At 65.7% G+C, this 15956-nt stretch carries 15 protein-coding genes; 10 read left to right on the plus strand and 5 right to left on the minus strand.

All coding sequences use genetic code 11. The features are described 5' to 3' along the window. The first annotated feature begins 238 nt into the window (after window positions 1-238). Both VKI00_RS19285 and VKI00_RS19290 read left to right on the plus strand, forming a co-directional pair. Window positions 239-1111, plus strand: coding sequence for a MaoC/PaaZ C-terminal domain-containing protein (locus VKI00_RS19285; protein WP_324440207.1), 873 nt, complete (start codon window positions 239-241; stop codon window positions 1109-1111). Between the two features lie 28 nt (window positions 1112-1139). Next, the gene (locus tag VKI00_RS19290) at window positions 1140-1409 is read left to right on the plus strand and encodes a hypothetical protein (RefSeq protein ID WP_324440209.1); all 270 of its coding nucleotides are present in this window, start codon (window positions 1140-1142) and stop codon (window positions 1407-1409) included. Window positions 1410-1507: 98 nt separating this feature from the next. Here the strand turns inward: VKI00_RS19290 and VKI00_RS19295 are convergent, their stop codons facing one another. After that, window positions 1508-1879: a tyrosine-type recombinase/integrase gene (locus tag VKI00_RS19295; RefSeq protein WP_324440211.1), complete on the minus strand. Its 372-nt coding sequence runs from the start codon at window positions 1877-1879 to the stop codon at window positions 1508-1510. Window positions 1880-1925: 46 nt separating this feature from the next. Here VKI00_RS19295 and VKI00_RS19300 point away from each other — a divergent pair, with 46 nt between their 5' ends. Further along, window positions 1926-2087, plus strand: coding sequence for a hypothetical protein (locus VKI00_RS19300; RefSeq protein WP_324440213.1), 162 nt, complete (start codon window positions 1926-1928; stop codon window positions 2085-2087). A 468-nt stretch (window positions 2088-2555) separates the two neighbouring features. On the opposite strand, the gene VKI00_RS19305 is transcribed toward VKI00_RS19300, so the two are convergent. Next, window positions 2556-2738 (minus strand): hypothetical protein, encoded by a 183-nt coding sequence (locus VKI00_RS19305; RefSeq protein ID WP_324440215.1) that lies wholly within the window; start codon window positions 2736-2738, stop codon window positions 2556-2558. 428 nt (window positions 2739-3166) lie between these two features. On the opposite strand from VKI00_RS19305, the gene VKI00_RS19310 reads away from it, so the two are divergent. From VKI00_RS19310 to VKI00_RS19320, 3 genes are all read left to right on the plus strand, one after another. Next, window positions 3167-3421: a hypothetical protein gene (locus tag VKI00_RS19310; protein WP_324440217.1), complete on the plus strand. Its 255-nt coding sequence runs from the start codon at window positions 3167-3169 to the stop codon at window positions 3419-3421. Between the two features lie 351 nt (window positions 3422-3772). Next, window positions 3773-4582 carry a helix-turn-helix transcriptional regulator gene (locus VKI00_RS19315; RefSeq protein ID WP_324440219.1) on the plus strand — a complete coding sequence of 270 codons (810 nt, stop codon included), beginning with the start codon at window positions 3773-3775 and terminating at the stop codon, window positions 4580-4582. Then, window positions 4579-4980 carry a PaaI family thioesterase gene (locus tag VKI00_RS19320; RefSeq protein WP_324440221.1) on the plus strand — a complete coding sequence of 134 codons (402 nt, stop codon included), beginning with the start codon at window positions 4579-4581 and terminating at the stop codon, window positions 4978-4980. Before VKI00_RS19315 ends, VKI00_RS19320 begins: the two co-directional genes overlap by 4 nt. On the opposite strand, the gene otsB is transcribed toward VKI00_RS19320, so the two are convergent. Beyond that, the gene (gene otsB / locus VKI00_RS19325; RefSeq protein ID WP_324440223.1) at window positions 4981-6114 is read right to left on the minus strand and encodes a trehalose-phosphatase; all 1134 of its coding nucleotides are present in this window, start codon (window positions 6112-6114) and stop codon (window positions 4981-4983) included. It abuts the gene before it with no gap. A gap of 56 nt (window positions 6115-6170) precedes the next feature. Then, the gene (locus VKI00_RS19330) at window positions 6171-7568 is read right to left on the minus strand and encodes a wax ester/triacylglycerol synthase family O-acyltransferase (RefSeq protein WP_324440225.1); all 1398 of its coding nucleotides are present in this window, start codon (window positions 7566-7568) and stop codon (window positions 6171-6173) included. Between the two features lie 333 nt (window positions 7569-7901). Between VKI00_RS19330 and VKI00_RS19335 the strand changes: the two genes are divergently transcribed. After that, entirely contained in the window at window positions 7902-11183 is a 3282-nt protein-coding gene (locus tag VKI00_RS19335) for an error-prone DNA polymerase (protein ID WP_324440227.1), read from the plus strand. A gap of 168 nt (window positions 11184-11351) precedes the next feature. Next, complete coding sequence (locus VKI00_RS19340; protein ID WP_324440229.1) at window positions 11352-11996, plus strand: nitroreductase family protein; 645 nt, start codon at window positions 11352-11354, stop codon at window positions 11994-11996. A gap of 3 nt (window positions 11997-11999) precedes the next feature. Here VKI00_RS19340 and VKI00_RS19345 read toward each other — a convergent pair whose 3' ends face one another. Continuing rightward, window positions 12000-12464 carry a tRNA (cytidine(34)-2'-O)-methyltransferase gene (locus VKI00_RS19345; RefSeq protein ID WP_324440231.1) on the minus strand — a complete coding sequence of 155 codons (465 nt, stop codon included), beginning with the start codon at window positions 12462-12464 and terminating at the stop codon, window positions 12000-12002. A gap of 256 nt (window positions 12465-12720) precedes the next feature. Between VKI00_RS19345 and VKI00_RS19350 the strand changes: the two genes are divergently transcribed. Together VKI00_RS19350 and VKI00_RS19355 are read left to right on the plus strand one after the other, a co-directional pair. Then, window positions 12721-15531: an ATP-binding protein gene (locus tag VKI00_RS19350; protein ID WP_324440293.1), complete on the plus strand. Its 2811-nt coding sequence runs from the start codon at window positions 12721-12723 to the stop codon at window positions 15529-15531. Next, complete coding sequence (locus tag VKI00_RS19355; RefSeq protein WP_324440233.1) at window positions 15528-15956, plus strand: roadblock/LC7 domain-containing protein; 429 nt, start codon at window positions 15528-15530, stop codon at window positions 15954-15956. Before VKI00_RS19350 ends, VKI00_RS19355 begins: the two co-directional genes overlap by 4 nt.

Consider the following 15956-nt stretch of genomic DNA (forward strand, 5'->3'; position numbering starts at 1 on the left):
CCTCGTTCTATCGAAGAGCTCAAGGCTCGGGAACAACCATCGGGAAGTCAACCCCGCGGCGGGCTCGGGCAACGGCATCCCACCACCCACACAGGTGATCTGCCGCCAGGCGCGCCGCTCTCTCAAAAGGCGTCGAACGCCGGGAGACACCAGGCATCACCCTGGCGGCAGACCGCCAGGAACAGACCCGGTCAACACGACCAGTAACCCATTCCTACTAACCGATTAGGAGACCCGCATGGCGATCGACCCGAAGGCCGTCGGCGCAACGACCGACCCGATGTTGTTCGAATGGACCGACCGGGACACCCTGCTGTACGCGCTCGGTGTCGGCGCCGGAATCGAGGACTTGTCGTTCACCACGGAGAACAGCCACGGCATCGACCAGCAGGTGCTGCCCACCTACGCGGTGATCTGCTGCCCGGCGTTTGGCGCGGCCGGACAGGTCGGATCCTTCAACTGGGCCATGCTTTTACACGGTTCGCAGGGCATCCGGTTACACGCGCCGCTGCCGGCCGCGGGCAAGCTGTCAGTGGTCACCGAGGTGGCCGACATCCAGGACAAGGGCGAGGGCAAGAACGCGATCATCATGTTGCGTGGGCGCGGTAGTGACCCGGACACGGGGACGCTGATCGCCGAGACCTTCACGACGTTGGTGATCCGCGGCGAGGGCGGTTTCGGGGGAGAGCCCGGCCAGCGGCCGGCGGCGCCGGAAATCCCCGACCGCGAGCCCGACGCCCGTGTCGCGCTGACCACCCGGGAGGATCAGCCGCTGATCTACCGGCTCTCCGGCGACCGCAATCCACTGCACAGCGACCCGTGGTTCGCCAAGGAACTCGCGGGCTTCCCGAGGCCGATCATGCACGGGCTGTGCACCTACGGCTTCTCCGGCCGAGCGTTGATCGCCGAACTCGGCAACGGCAACGCCAGCGCCATCACGTCAATCGATGCGCGGTTCACCAAGCCGGTCTTTCCGGGCGAGACGCTGACCACCTTGATCTGGCGCACCGAACCCGGCAAGGCGGTATTTCGGACCGAAGCCTCTGCGCCCGACGGCAGCGAGGCACGGCTGGTCCTCGAGGACGGCGCGGTGGAATACACCGAGGTTTAACGGGGCCGCCATGGTGGCAGCCTGCGTCATGGCATTCAAACTCACGTACAACGACGGGCAAGAGACGGATTACGACGACAGCACCAAGTGGGAAGTCGAAAACGGTGTCGTCAAGATGGGCCGCGAGGCCGGGAAGTGGACGGTCTTCATCTCTCCAAGCCACTGGGCGACCCTCGAGCTGACGGCCGGCAAAGATCGAGACAAAGAAGACAAGGACCGCGACAAGGGCAAGCACGAAGCGGACAAGGAAGACGACCAAGGCGACAAAGACGATAAAGGCGAAGAAAAGGACGACTGACCGCGCGCTGTCGATTACCCAGCAGGTAATCGTGAGTACGCCCCCACCGACACTGTTTACGCTGGTAGGGGCATTTTTTGGGGTGAACAGGCGTGCGATTAACCCCGCTCTGCCCACATTTTGCCCACAGATGCCGCGACCGTATCTAAGTCGCTGTCGAACAGATCGGCGTACACGTCGAGCGTCATGGCCGCGCTGGCGTGCCCGAGCATCCGCTGCACCACCTTGGGGTGTGCCCCCGCGTGGATCGCCAGGGACGCCGCCGTGTGGCGCAAGTCGTGGGCCGTGATCCGCGGGAAGGTTGGATCGCTGGCCTGGGAGCGCGCTACTGCGCCGGCCAGCCATGACCCCCCTCCCGGCGGCGCGAGGTAGCCGCCCGCTGCGGTTGACCAGATCAGTTCGTCGCGACCCTTGCCCTTGCCGTGGCAGCTCTCGGCAATCGCGTCGATCACAAACGCCGGTAGCACCACCGTGCGATCCTTACCGCCCTTGAGCGTGCCAACTACGGTCGTCCCGTTGACCTTGACCGCATTGCGGGCCCTGGTCGACCCCTACAGCCTGTCTGGCAACCTGGCGCTGCGCGTGACGCTGGACGAGCGAATTGCGATGATCTGCCGTTATCCGTCTGGTGTCGCTTCGATTACCGGCTTCACGCTGGCGTCTGGTTACGGCAGCTAATGCCGTGGCAGGGAACCAACGTCGTCGACCCGTACCGTCCCCCGGTGCGTTGGTGGGAAGACCTCGGCCTCGGCCTCGACGAGTTCGACGCCGACGACGCGGATAACTAAATAGACCCGGCGGCGCCGGTCGAGGGACGGGAAGTGCCCCGCGGATGCGGATCTCGATTCTCTCCCGCGCCGTCGCTAGGTGGGCCGGCCCCAGTCCTCCATCGGGAGCTGCGGGCCGGTCCACCACCCCAAACACGTTGAAAGGTAAAGCAATTGCCACGGATGAATAGGCGTCGCCGGGTGTCGCGCGGACAGGCCGATATGCAGTCGTTGAGGCAGCGGGTCCAGCAGGTAACCACCGACGATCTGCGGATTGCACCGGACGCCGTTACCGGAGAGAACCCACCCGATGACAGGCGAGCCGAATAGCTTTGGCCTTAAAGGCCCTGGGTGACTTTCAGCCACGCGCCCTCGGCGCTCATCGCTGCACCTCGCCGAGAAGATCTCGGATCTCCTCCAACACCTCACGGATCGCGCCGAGTTCCTGACTGACTTTCCACATGTCCGCCCTCGTTGCGGGTTGCTCCTCTGGTGGTTTGGGGGCGAGCGGTGGCGTCACCGGGGGGATGCTGGGCGGTTCGTAAAATGGAAATTCGCTCACCCGCCCATTAAACGCCGGATCGGCCCGCCACATGGAGAGGTTGTGGCGGGCCGATAACTGTTCAGACGCGGGTTGGGTCTAGCCGGTTCCCGGCGGCGCGTCCCAAGCCCCAGTGTTCGGGTTCCAGTTGAGATTGCAGGCCCTCGGCTGCGCCGCGCAGATCGGCGGAAGGGTGTCCGCAAACCCCCGACCGTCGGCCCTCCGGGCGTGACGATCACATACGGCGGCGCTGGGGCAGGTGTCGGGTCGGCGCCGGCCGTACCGGCCGCAGCGAGCATGGCAGCGATGACCCCGGTATCAATCTGGTAGACGTGATCCCCGGCCTCTGACGATGGTCGACCGTCCCGACGGGGGCCGAACAAATGCGCGACTCCGCTGACAGCAGCTGCTTCTGCAGTATCGTCCGAGGGCATAAAGGAGGACACACCATGCAGATCTCAAAATTCCGTCTCGCGGTCGCGGGCGTTGTTACCGCGGCCAGCTTCAGCCTCGCGGGCGCCGGCGCGGCCTATGCCTTTCAGCCCCACATGATCAATGCTCGAGACCACCTGAACCAGGCCATGTTCGAGTTGCAGACGGCCGACCCGGACAAAGGTGGTCACCGTGACCAGGCGATGATGCTGGTCCGACAGGCGATCGATCAAGTCAACGCGGGCATCGAATTCGCCGATCTCCATCCCTGAGGCGCGCTACCCCCTCTTCAGCACTTCAACCGTGGTGATGTACTGCAACAGCCTCATCGCTCGATACTCCCATCGGGGTCCGACAAATCGTTGGTCAACTGGTCATTGCGCCATGGTCCTTGTTTGCCGGCCGACTGGACCGCTTGGCAGTTCGCTGCACCCCGCTTTCGGGTGTTCGTAACCGGGTCGTGCCCACGCCGTGGCCACAATCTGCCCACAATCGAGTGATCGCTTGTCATCTCTGTAACGCTGTTTCCACAGCTCGCACGCGGTTTAGGCCCCTGACCAGCATCGCTGAAATTACCCAGCAGGTAATCGTGGTCGTGAGCCCACGTGGCTAGCATCGTGACGGTGACGACTCTGGCCCCGCGGGCCCCGGCGAAACCCCCGGTCGGTCAGCTGCTGCGCGAATGGCGCGAGCGGCGTCGAATAAGCCAGCTCGACTTGTCAATTCAGGCCGACATCTCGGCTCGGCATCTGAGCTTCGTGGAGACCGGCCGGTCCCGCCCGACCCCGGGAATGATCCTGCGCCTCAGCGAGCAACTCGACGTGCCGCTGCGTGAACGCAACGCGCTGCTACTGGCCGGCGGGTACGCGCCCGCTTATCCCGAACACTCGCTCGACGAGCCGGAACTGACCCGGCTGCGGGTGGCATTGCGTCAGATCCTCGCCGGCCACGAGCCGTATCCCGCGCTGGTCGTCAACCGGTGGTGGGAAATGCTCGACGGCAACGCTGCCGTCGCGGTGCTCACCGAAGGATGCGATCCGGCACTGCTGACGCCGCCGGTGAACGCATTGCGGGTGTCGCTGCACCCGGACGGCATGGCGCCACGGATCGCCAACCTCGCCGAGTGGCGCGCGCATATCCTCGAACGGCTGCACCGCCAGGTCCGGGCCACGCGTGACCCGCGGCTGGACGAGCTGCACGCCGAGTTGTCGGCCTATCCGGGTGGCGTGGCCGAGCGTCCCGGGCTCACCGACGTCGCGGTGCCGCTGCGCCTCCGCTACGGCGACCAGGAGTTGGCATTCTTCAGCATGACCGCCGTCGTGGGTGCGCCGCTGGATGTCACGGTCGCCGAAGTGGCGATCGAGTCGTTCTATCCCGCTGACGCGGAAACCGCCGAGACGCTGCAGGCTGTTCGGGCACAGGAGGGGTCATGATCGACAGCGCCGCCACCGAATTCATCCAGACGCAACTCTCGCTGTGCGCAACGCTGGGCATCACCGCCGACGCCGCCCGTCCCGACGAGGTGGTGCTGAGTCTGGATTGGGCACCGAACTTATGCACCGGTAACGACGTGCTGCACGGCGGGATGGTCATGACCCTGGCCGACTCGGCGGGCGGGGTATGTGCGTTCCTGAATCTGCCCGACGGGGCGGGAGGAACCGCAACCGTCGAATCCAAAACCAATTTTCTGGCTGCCACCCGCTCAGGAACGATCAAGGCGCACTGTCGCCCGCTGCACATCGGAAAGCGCGTCATCGTGCTCGAGACGGAGGTTCGCGGCGACGACGGCAAGCTGGTCGCCAAAGTGCTGCAAAGCCAAGCGATCTTGTGATCAGCGAGCGAGCTGACGGGCCAGCTGCTCAGTGAACTCGCGTGCTCGTTCGGGACTGTCCAGCGCGTAGCTGGCTGCGGTGGCGCGATCGCCATCGTCGTAATGCCGTACCACGATCGCGATACCGTCGTCGCGCACTGCATCGAACGCGTCCTCGTCGGTGATGTCGTCGCCGAGGTAGATCGGTGACAGCGGGCCGGCCCGTTCGTCGTCGCGGACATAGTCGAGCACCCAGCGCAGGGTCTTGCCCTTGTCCCAGTCGACATCTGGACGTAGCTCGATGACTTCGCGACCCGTGGTGACGCGAAGCGCAGCGCGTTGACCGGCGCGTCGTACCGCCGCGGCCACCTCGCCGATTCGGTCCCGCTCGGCGTTGCGGTAGTGCACGGCGACACCAAACCGCTTGTGCTCCACGACGACACCCGCGATGTCACCGAGCTGATCGGCCAGTTCGGCGGCGGCACGCTCGAGCACCGGGATACTCGCCGCCGCCTCGGCGTTTTCGTGGTGTGCGCCGTCGGGTCCGGTCAGCTCGAAACCATGACTGCCCGCGTACCAGATGCCGGGCAAGCCGATCCGCTGCCGCACGTCGGCGAGGTCGCGGCCGCTCAGGATCGCGACGGAGCATTGCGCGGTCAGCGATTTCAGCGCCTCGGCCGCCCCCTCGACCAGCTGCGCGGCATCGGGGTTCTCGACGATCTCGGAGAGCGTCCCGTCGAAGTCGAAGAACACCGCGGGGCGCCGGCCGGTGATGACGTCGAGGGCGTGGCGCCCGTCGGGCAGTTCGGACATCCGGCGGTCCCCGGTGCGCACGTTGATGTCGTGCAGGTCGGTGATCACCGCGTCGGCGCCGCGGCCGAGCAGCTCGTCGCCGTCTCCCGCCGCGTCGATCGCGATCACCAGCGCGAACCCGCCGGCCCGGGCGGCGGCGACACCGTTGCCGGTCGCGGTGACGACGGCGCATCGGTCCGGCCGCACCGACAACCGGTTTGCCGTCTCGAGAAAGGGTTGGCGATGGTCGTCGGTGACCACGCCGGCGTCGCGCAAGTGCCTTACCAGCGATTCGTCGGTGGCCAGGTCACCGAGGTCGAAGAGCACCGCGTCATGGCGGCGCGGGTCGATAGTGACCGACATCCGCCTGCCCTGCCTTCCCGGCATGCCATTGCGATGCCGGTAGCCAGGTTAGTCAGTCAGACCGATTTGTTAGCGAACAGCAAGATCGAGTCCTGGCTGAGCATTTCCAGGCGCGCCACGGCGATCTTGATGCCGTCGGCCAGTTCGTCGACGTCGGCTCCGGCGTCGTAATCGGCGGTGATGCCGAATACCAGGTCATCGGCATAGCTCAGCACCGCGACACCCGTGCGCAACCGTAATGCGATCGGCGGAATCGGCAGCAGGCGCGCAACCTTGCGGCCCATCATCTCCAACTGGCGACGGGGTCCGGGGACATTGGTCGCCAGCGTCACGATGCCGCGTTGCGGCAGACGCGTCAGGAACCGAATTGCCCACGAGGAGAACATGAACGGGACGTAGTTGGACAGCGACACCGCCATGTTCCCGACCTGCCGCTGACCGCCTTGTTTGGCCCGGTTGAGCCGGCTGTGAACGATGCGCAGCTGCTGGATCGGGTCGTCCTGCTCGACGGGAAGATACGGCAGCATGACCGAGAAGCGATTGCCCGGCTTGTCGACCGCGTCGGCGGAGCGCAACGATACCGGCACCAGGGTGCGCAACGAGTCCGCACGAGGCTCCTCGCCGCGATGCAGCAAAAGCGAGCGAAACCCCTCGGTGATCGCCGTGAGTGCGACATCGTTGACGGTCACGTCGAACTTTCGGCATACCTGCTCGACTTCGGCGAGCGGGACCCGAATTGCGCGATAGCACCGCATCGCGGTGACGGGTCCTACCAGCGACGAGCCGGCCGACGGGCGGAGCAGGCCGGCGGCAATTTCTGCGGCGCCGCTGACTGTCCGGGTGGCCGCATTGGTGATGCTGGTGGCCGCGCGCCAGAGGTTGTCCAGCGGGTTGCTCAGCGGTTTGGGGTCCGGCACCGGCTGCAGATGTGGGTGGGCGGCGGCGGCCCGTTTGGCGGGCGCGGGGCGCGCGAAAGCATCCCCGTCGATGTGATCGCACAGGCGGGTGAGAATACGAGTGGCCGAGATTCCATCGGCCACGCAGTGGTGGATCTTCATCAACATCGCCCAGCGATTGCCTTTCAGGCCCTCGATAACCCAGCACTCCCATAGCGGACGGTCCCGGTCGAGGCGGCGTTCCAGCACATCGGCGACAACCCGGAACAGTTCGGCGTCATCGCCCGGCCGCGGAACCGCTATCCGGCGCACGTGGCGGCTCAAGTCGAATCCCGGATCCTCGACCCACTGCGGGGCGCCGACGTCGAAGGGTTGGGTGCGCAGCATCTGCGTGCACCGCGGTATTGCGCGGATCCGTTCTGCCAGAGTGTCTTTGAACTCGTCGTGGTCGGGAACGGAACCGTCGACGATCGCAATCCCGCCGATCGCCAGACTGACGTTTCGGTCCGAATCCTCCGCCATCAGAAAACCCGCATCGAGCGCGTTCAGTTGCTCCACGATTCGGCACCGCCGTTCACCCCTGGGACTTTGTACGAGTATTCGCGGGCGTCCTCGACGGGAGGTGGCCTTCACATTAAATCGTGTAAACAAATGGAGTCGATTGTGTGGCAACGTGGTTCACAAAAGTTCACGAGTGACCATGGGTCACAACATAGTCATGGGGAGTGGGCTGGCTATGAGACGCGTTCTGCGCCTTGCATTCTGAGAATTCTGTCGGGCGTCTGAGAATTCCGTCCCAGCCGTCTGAGAATTTTTAAGAGTCAACGCGGACTGACAACCGCGGGAACGAACGGCCTACCTAGTCGAACATATATTCGATAGACTGGCGGCGTGGGTTGGAGCAATGGCCCGCCGGGCTGGGCGGAGATGGAGCGGGTGCTCGCCGGTAAGCCGCGCCGTCCCGGCACGCCATCTGTGTGGGGACCGGCCGATGACGTCCCACTGTCGCGCAAGCGGGTGAGCTACCAGCCGCCGGACGATAACCGGACGGTTCGCTCGTCCGTCCCGTACGCCGAGTTGCACACGCATTCGGCGTTCAGCTTCCTGGACGGGGCAAGCACGCCGGAGGAGCTGGTCGAGGAGGCGGTGCAGCTGGATCTGCGCGCCATCGCGCTGACCGACCACAACGGCCTGTATGGGGCGGTGCGGTTCGCGGAAGCGGCCGCGGAATTGGACATGCGTACCGTATTCGGGGCCGAACTCTCGTTAGGGCCCGGCGCCCGGACCGACGACCCGGATCCGGCGGGTCCGCATTTACTGGTGCTGGCTCGCGGCCCGGAGGGTTATCGACGATTATCGCGGCAGCTGGCCGCGGCCCATCTGGCCGGCGGCGAGAAGGGCAAGCTGCGCTTCGATTTCGATGCGCTCGGCGACGTGGCGGGTGGGCACTGGCACATCTTGACTGGCTGTCGTAAGGGCCATGTCCGCGCCGCGCTGGCCACCGGCGGGCAGGACGCGGCTTCGGCGGCGTTGGGCGACCTGGTGGACCGGTTCGGCGCAGACCGGGTCAGCGTTGAGCTGACCCAGCACGGCCATCCGCTCGACGACGAAATCAATGCCGAATTGGCCGAACTGGCAATCCGATTCGGCCTTAGATGTGTCGCCACCACCGGCGCGCATTGCGCCGCGCCGTCGCGTCGTCGGCTGGCGATGGCCATGGGCGCGATACGGGCCAGGCAGTCGCTGGACGAGGCGGCCGGCTGGCTGGCCGCACTGGGCGGTTCGCATCTGCGGTCGGGTGAGGAGATGACGCGGCTGTTCGCGCAGCGGCCCGACGCGGTGACCGCCGCGGCCGAACTCGGCGAGCAGTGCGCCTTCGGCCTGGCGCTCATTGCCCCGCAGCTGCCACCGTTCGACGTCCCGCCCGGCCATACCGAAGACAGCTGGTTGCGGGAACTGGCGATGGCGGGTGCGGAGCGCCGCTACGGGCCGCGATCGCGGGCACGGCAGGCGTATGCCCAGATCGAGCACGAGTTGGAAATCATTGCGCGGCTGACATTTCCGGGCTACTTCCTGGTGGTCTACGACATCACCCGATTCTGCCGGGAGAACAACATTCTGTGCCAGGGCAGGGGATCGGCGGCCAACTCGGCGGTCTGTTATGCCCTCGGTGTCACCGCGGTCGATCCGATTGCCAACGAGTTGCTGTTCGAGCGTTTCCTGTCGCCGGCCCGTGACGGTCCGCCCGATATCGACATCGACATCGAGTCGGATCAGCGCGAAAAGGTCATCCAGTACGTCTATGACAAGTACGGCCGCGACTATGCCGCTCAGGTCGCCAATGTGATCACCTACCGCAGCCGAATCGCGGTGCGCGACATGGCCCGCGCCCTGGGCTTCTCGCAGGGGCAGCAAGACGCGTGGAGCAAGCAGATCAGCCACTGGAGTGGACAGCCGTCGGACATCGAAGACATCCCCGAGCAGGTAATCGACCTGGCCACCCAGATCCAGAATCTGCCGCGGCACATGGGCATCCACTCCGGCGGTATGGTGATCTGCGACCGCCCGATCGCCGACGTCTGCCCGGTGGAATGGGCACGAATGGAAAATCGCAGCGTATTGCAGTGGGACAAAGACGACTGCGCAGCAATCGGTTTGGTGAAATTCGACCTGCTCGGGCTGGGCATGCTCTCGGCGTTGCACTACGCCATCGACCTGCTGGCCGAACACAAAGGCATCGAGGTCGACCTGGCCAAGTTGGACCTGTCCGAATCGGCGGTGTACGAAATGCTGTGCCGCGCCGATTCCGTCGGCGTGTTCCAGGTGGAGTCCCGCGCGCAGATGGCCACCCTGCCGCGACTGCGGCCAAGGGTGTTCTACGACCTGGTAGTCGAGGTCGCGTTGATCCGTCCCGGGCCCATCCAGGGCGGCTCGGTGCACCCGTACATCCGGCGGCGCAACGGCCTCGACCCGGTGGTTTACGACCATCCGTCGATGGAGTCGGCGTTACGGAAAACGCTGGGGGTGCCGTTGTTTCAGGAACAGCTGATGCAGCTCGCGGTGGACTGTGCAGGCTTTTCCGCCGCCGAGGCCGATCAGCTGCGGCGCGCCATGGGGTCCAAGCGGTCGGCGGAACGTATGCAACGGCTGCGCGGCCGATTCTACGACGGCATGCGCGCGCTACACGGTGCCACCGACGAGGTGATCGACCGCACTTACGAAAAGCTAGAAGCTTTCGCTAATTTCGGCTTTCCGGAAAGCCACGCGCTGAGCTTCGCATCGCTGGTGTTCTACTCGTCGTGGTTCAAGCTGCATCATCCGGCGGCGTTCTGCGCGGCGCTGCTGCGCGCGCAGCCGATGGGCTTCTACTCGCCACAGTCGCTGGTGGCCGACGCGCGGCGGCACGGGGTGACGGTGCACGGCCCGGATGTCAATGCCAGCCTGGCGCACGCCACTCTGGAGAACGCCGGTATAGAAGTCCGGCTGGGGCTGGGCGGCGTCCGCCATATCGGCGATGACCTGGCAGAAAAGATGGTTGAGGAACGAAAAGCCCACGGGTCCTTCGCTTCTCTGCTGGATTTGACGTCCCGGGTGCAGCTTTCGGTGCCGCAGACCGAAGCACTGGCCACCGCAGGAGCGCTGAGCTGCTTCGGGATATCGCGGCGCGAGGCGCTATGGGCGGCCGGGGCGGCTGCCACGGGGCGGCCGGACCGCTTGCCGGGGGTGGGCTCGTCGTCGCACATCCCGGCGTTACCGGGGATGAGCGAACTAGAATTGGCCGCCGCCGACGTGTGGGCCACCGGTATCTCCCCGGACAGCTATCCGACCCAGTTCCTGCGGTCGGATCTCGATGAGATGGGGGTGCTGCCCGCCGACGCCCTGCTGTCGGTGCCCGACGGCGACCGCGTGCTGATCGCCGGGGCTGTCACCCATCGGCAGCGACCGGCCACGGCCCAGGGAGTGACGTTTATCAACCTCGAAGACGAAACCGGGATGGTCAACGTGCTGTGCACACCGGGGGTATGGGCGCGACACCGCAAGCTGGCGCAGACAGCGTCGGCGCTGCTGATCCGGGGTCAGGTCCAAAATGCCAGTGGCGCAGTCACAGTCGTGGCCGAGCGGTTAGCCAAGCTCACGCTGAAGGTCGGATCGAAATCGCGCGATTTTCGCTGACACCAGCAGCCCCTTGCGTCGCTCGCTCAGGGGTTAGTGGCTTATTCAATACGAGGTCATATGCAATATCACTGGGCGCTGCCACGGCGGTGATATCGCATGCGCATGCGGCTGGCGTGACTCCTCGCGGTGGGAAGGATCGCGGCGAAGCCACTGTTAGGTTCAGGCATGACCTTGAACTTGTCCGTCGACGAAGTCCTCACCACCACCCGATCGGTGCGCAAGCGCCTCGATTTCGACAAGCCGGTATCCCGCGAAGTGCTGATGGAATGCCTCGAATTGGCGCTGCAGGCGCCCACCGGTTCCAACTCGCAGGGCTGGCAGTGGGTGTTCGTCGAGGACCCCGACAAGAAGAAGGCGATCGGCGAGATCTACCTGGCCAATGCCCGGGACTACCTCAGCTCGCCGGGAGCGGAGTACGCGGAGGGCGACACCCGCGGTGAGCGCATGGGCGCGGTCCGGGACTCCGCGACCTATCTTGCCGAGCACATGCACGAGGCGCCGGTGCTGATGATCCCGTGCATCGAAGGGCGCGAGGACTCCTCCCCGCTGGGCGGCGTCTCGTTCTGGTCGTCGCTGTTCCCGGCGGTCTGGAGCTACTGTCTTGCGCTGCGCTCCCGTGGGTTGGGATCGTGCTGGACGACGCTGCACCTGCTTCGCGACGGTGAGCAGAAAGTCGCCGAGGTGCTGGGCATTCCCTACGAGAAATACAGCCAGGGCGGGCTGTTTCCGATCGCCTACACCAAGGGCACGGATTTCCGGCCGGCCAAGCGTTTGCCCGCCGAGAGCCTCACGCATTGGAACGCCTGGTAACGGTTACACGGCACCGCTGAACCCCTGCTGTCGCCATGCCTCGTAGACGGCGACCGCGGCAGCGTTCGACAAATTGAGGGAGCGTCGTCCAGTCAGCATCGGGATGCGGACTCGCTCGGTGATGTGACCGTCGGCCAGCGTCGTCGAGTCCAGTCCGGTGGGTTCCGGGCCGAACATCAATACGTCGCCGGCCTGATAGCTGACGTCGGTGAACAACGATGTCGCGTGCGCGGTAAAGGCGAACACCCGCTGCGGCGAGAGCGCCTTCCAGGCGGCCGCCAGTGACGCGTGCACGGTGACCGAGGCCAGGTCGTGATAGTCCAGCCCCGCTCGGCGCAGCTTGGGTTCGGACAGGTCGAAGCCGAGCGGCTCGACGAGATGCAGTTCGGTGCCGGTGGCCGCCGCAGTCCGGATTGCATTGCCGGTATTGGGCGCGATACGCGGCGAGTAAAACAGCAGCCGGAACATCCGTCGATCATGACAGTTGTCGTCGCAGAATTTGCTCGGCTATGCTTCGCGGTGTCTGGCACAAGTCGGCGAACTCTGTCTGTTCAGTAAGAATTGTGGTTTCCATAGCCGCAGGCTGGCATACTCGCAGAATTGCCAGGCGTATATCGCCTGCCCGTCACTAGGGGCGGGTGTCATCAGCAGGAAGTCTCATGAATCACGCGCCAACACTGCATATCAGCGGAGCGGTGGCCCGCATGGACGTAGTCCGGTGACTATGTTTGCCCGCGCTACGCGGGCGATTCTGCCGGCCAAAAATCACCCCGCAGACAGCAACGGCGCCGAGTCCTCATCGGTTAAACGGCCGGCGTCATGGTCGCTGCGAAATTGGCCGGTTCGGTGGAAAGTCGTGGCCATTGTCGTTGTGCCTTTGGTGCTGGCGATGGTTTTCGGGGGATTCCGTATCGCGAGCGCGCTGACCGACGCGCGCAACCTCCGGTTGGCGGCTGATCGCGCCGAGATGGTTCCGGCCATTACCAAATACATGTCGGCGCTCGATGTCGCATTGTTGGCGAGCTCGACCGGTGGCGACGTCGAGGGCGTGAAGAAGAATTTCGACGCCCGCAAACACGAGCTGCAGGCCAGGCTGGCGGAAACAAACGTCGCCGCCGATGTCCGGGCAGGGGTCACCGCCATGCTGAACGGCGGACAGTCGTTGCTGGACGCGGTCGCGTCGAATGCCATCGGATTGCGAGAGCGAGTGACCACCTACGCCCCGATCTTGTTGACGGCCGAGAACGCGGTCGACGGATCGGTGCGCGTCGACAACGTGAAAATCCGGGCTGCGGCTCAGGGGCTGAGCCGCGCGATCGGGGCCCGCGGGCAGATGATGATGCAGCAGCTGCTAATCACCCGCGGCGCCGACCTGCCCGAGCCTGAGCTGCGCACGTCGATGATCACCCTAGCCGGCACCGAGCCATCGACGCTGTTCGCGTTGGCTCAAGTGGTTGGTGTCGGCTCTGGGGAGGCCAAGACGCTGCAGCAGCAGATGGTCACCCGGATGGCAATCATGTCCGATCCGACCAGCCTGCTGGTCAACAATCCAGCGCTGCTTCGCTCGGTACAGACCACCGACGGGATCGCCGCACAGGTGATCAAAGACTCCACCGCGTTGGTCACGAAATCCGTGGAGGACGAGGCGCGCCAACGGCGCGATGCCGCGATCCGGGACACCGTTGTCGTGCTGGCAGCCATCGTCGCCGCACTCGGCATCGTGCTGCTGGTGGCGCGTTCGCTGGTCCAGCCGCTGCGCGTGCTGCGGGACAGCGCTTTGAAGGTCGCTCACGAAGATCTTGAGCGTGAGATCACTCGCGCTCGGGCCGGCGACGAGCAGCCTCCCGAGCCACTGCCGCTGCACACCACCGAAGAAATCGGCCAGGTCGCGCACGCGGTCGACGAATTGCACACCCAGGCGCTGCTACTGGCCGGTGACGAGGCCCGGCTGCGGCGGTTGGTCAACGACATGTTCGAGACCATGTCACGGCGAAACCGTTCACTGGTCGACCAGCAGCTCTCACTCATCGATCGGCTGGAGCGCAACGAGGAGGATCCCGATCGCCTCGACAGCCTGTTCCGTCTCGACCACCTGGCCGCGCGGATGCGGCGCAACGGTGCCAACCTGCTGGTCCTGGCCGGAGCACCGGGCTCGCGGGGCGACCAGCGCGCCCCGGTGCCGCTGTCGTCGGTCATCAACGCCGCCACCTCCGAGGTCGAGGACTACCGCCGCGTGGAAACGTCGATGGTGCCCGACTGCACGATCAACGGCGCCGCCGCCGGCGATCTCGTCCATCTGCTCGCGGAGTTGATCGACAACGCGTTGCGCTACTCACCGCCCGCGTCGCCGGTGCGGGTCTCGGCCTCACAGCGCAGCGATGCCGCGGTGCTGCTCGAGGTCCTCGACGTCGGGCTGGGTATGACCGACGGCGACCGGCGCATCGCCAACATGCGGTTGCGCGCCGGTGGTGAGGTCACCCCTGACAGCGCCCGCCACATGGGTCTTTTCGTGGTCGGCCGGCTGGCCGATCAACACGGTATCCGGGTGCGGCTGCGCGGTTTGTCGACCGAGCAAGCACGGTCGGGTACGACGGCCGAGGTCTATCTGCCGGCGACCTTGTTGGTCGGTGCGGACGTCGGCGGTGCCGCGCCGCGCGAAACGGCGGCGGTGCGCCCAGAGGCCCCGGTCGATCGCTCGCCCGCGCCGGACGATGGCGATACCGCTGGCCTCGCTGCGCTGGTAGATACTCCCGAGCGCAACGGCTCACATTCGACAGAATCACCGATCACCTTGTTGCCACGGCGGCGGCCCGGATCCAGCGGCATCACCGCTGCCCCGGCCGACCAACCGGATCGGCCGTCACGGCGCGTTCCGCAGCTGCGCCGGTGGGAGAAGGTCGTCGAGCCGACTACAGAAATCCCGGAAACCCCTGCGGCTCAACCGGTGTCGAAGACGTCGTCGTTCTTCGGCTCACGGGTGCGCTTCACCCGCCAGCAGCCTGCTGAAGCCGAGCCGGTCGCGCCGGAGCCGGTGGCGCCCGAGCCGGCGGCGCAGTCGGAACCGCAGGAGATCGACGACGCCTGGCCCGCCGAAGCCCCCGCGCCGACGACCGAGCCGCCGGATTCGGACGATCTGATCTACCAGCGGATGCTTTCGGAGTTTCTGGTTGACCCAACCGATTTGGGACGTAGCACCGACCTGGATTGGAAGTCGGTTTGGGACCACGGTTGGTCGGCGGCCGCCGAGGTCGAAAACGTGCCCGTGCAAGCTCACACCGACCATGGCCTACCGGTGCGTGACCCCGGCGCCCGGCTGGTGCCGGGCGGCGCCGGCCCCGAGCACAACGGCATCGCACATCACCGCGCCGACGAGGAGAACGGGTCGGCATCGAACGGCGGACTCCGGTCCGGCCGCAAACCCGCCCATGCGCGAGACCCGGAGGCGATCCGCGCCTCGATGAGTAGCCATTTCGGCGGCGTTCGCGCAGGACGATCGCACGCCCGCGACACAGATCAAGGATCCGATCACGAATGACTTCTGCTTCCGATGCCGACGATTCAGCCCGCTCGGACAATTCCCTGGACTGGCTGGTGTCGAATTTCGCCCGCGAGGTTCCCGGGGTGTCGCACGCGGTGCTGGTATCCGTGGACGGGCTGCTGATCGCGGCCAGCGAGCACCTGCCGCAGGAGCGGGCGGATCAGCTCGCCGCGGTGTCGTCGGGTCTGGCGAGCTTGGCCAACGGCGCGGCCCAGCTGTTTGACGGCGGCCAGGTGCTGCAGTCGGTGGTGGAGATGGAAAACGGCTACTTGTTGTTGATGCGGGTCGGCGACGGCTCGCATCTGGCAACGCTGGCCACGACATCGTGTGATATCGGTCAGATCGGTTACGAGATGGCCGTCCTTGTCGAGCGGGTGGGCAACGTCGTGCAGTCGACACGACGTGCTCCGACACACTCGTGA

The sequence above is a fragment of the Mycobacterium sp. genome, assembly GCF_035314665.1.
GTDB lineage: Bacteria > Actinomycetota > Actinomycetes > Mycobacteriales > Mycobacteriaceae > Mycobacterium.

What these genes read in the sequence shown, in the direction of transcription:
- VKI00_RS19285 (WP_324440207.1), top strand. Translation starts at nt 239, where the DNA reads ATGGCGATCGACCCGAAGGCCGTCGGCGCAACGACCGACCCGATGTTG.
- VKI00_RS19290 (WP_324440209.1), top strand. Translation starts at nt 1,140, where the DNA reads ATGGCATTCAAACTCACGTACAACGACGGGCAAGAGACGGATTACGAC.
- VKI00_RS19310 (WP_324440217.1), top strand. Translation starts at nt 3,167, where the DNA reads ATGCAGATCTCAAAATTCCGTCTCGCGGTCGCGGGCGTTGTTACCGCG.
- VKI00_RS19320 (WP_324440221.1), top strand. Translation starts at nt 4,579, where the DNA reads ATGATCGACAGCGCCGCCACCGAATTCATCCAGACGCAACTCTCGCTG.
- otsB (WP_324440223.1), bottom strand. Translation starts at nt 6,114, where the DNA reads ATGTCGGTCACTATCGACCCGCGCCGCCATGACGCGGTGCTCTTCGAC.
- VKI00_RS19340 (WP_324440229.1), top strand. Translation starts at nt 11,352, where the DNA reads ATGACCTTGAACTTGTCCGTCGACGAAGTCCTCACCACCACCCGATCG.
- VKI00_RS19345 (WP_324440231.1), bottom strand. Translation starts at nt 12,464, where the DNA reads ATGTTCCGGCTGCTGTTTTACTCGCCGCGTATCGCGCCCAATACCGGC.
- VKI00_RS19350 (WP_324440293.1), top strand. Translation starts at nt 12,721, where the DNA reads ATGTTTGCCCGCGCTACGCGGGCGATTCTGCCGGCCAAAAATCACCCC.
- VKI00_RS19355 (WP_324440233.1), top strand. Translation starts at nt 15,528, where the DNA reads ATGACTTCTGCTTCCGATGCCGACGATTCAGCCCGCTCGGACAATTCC.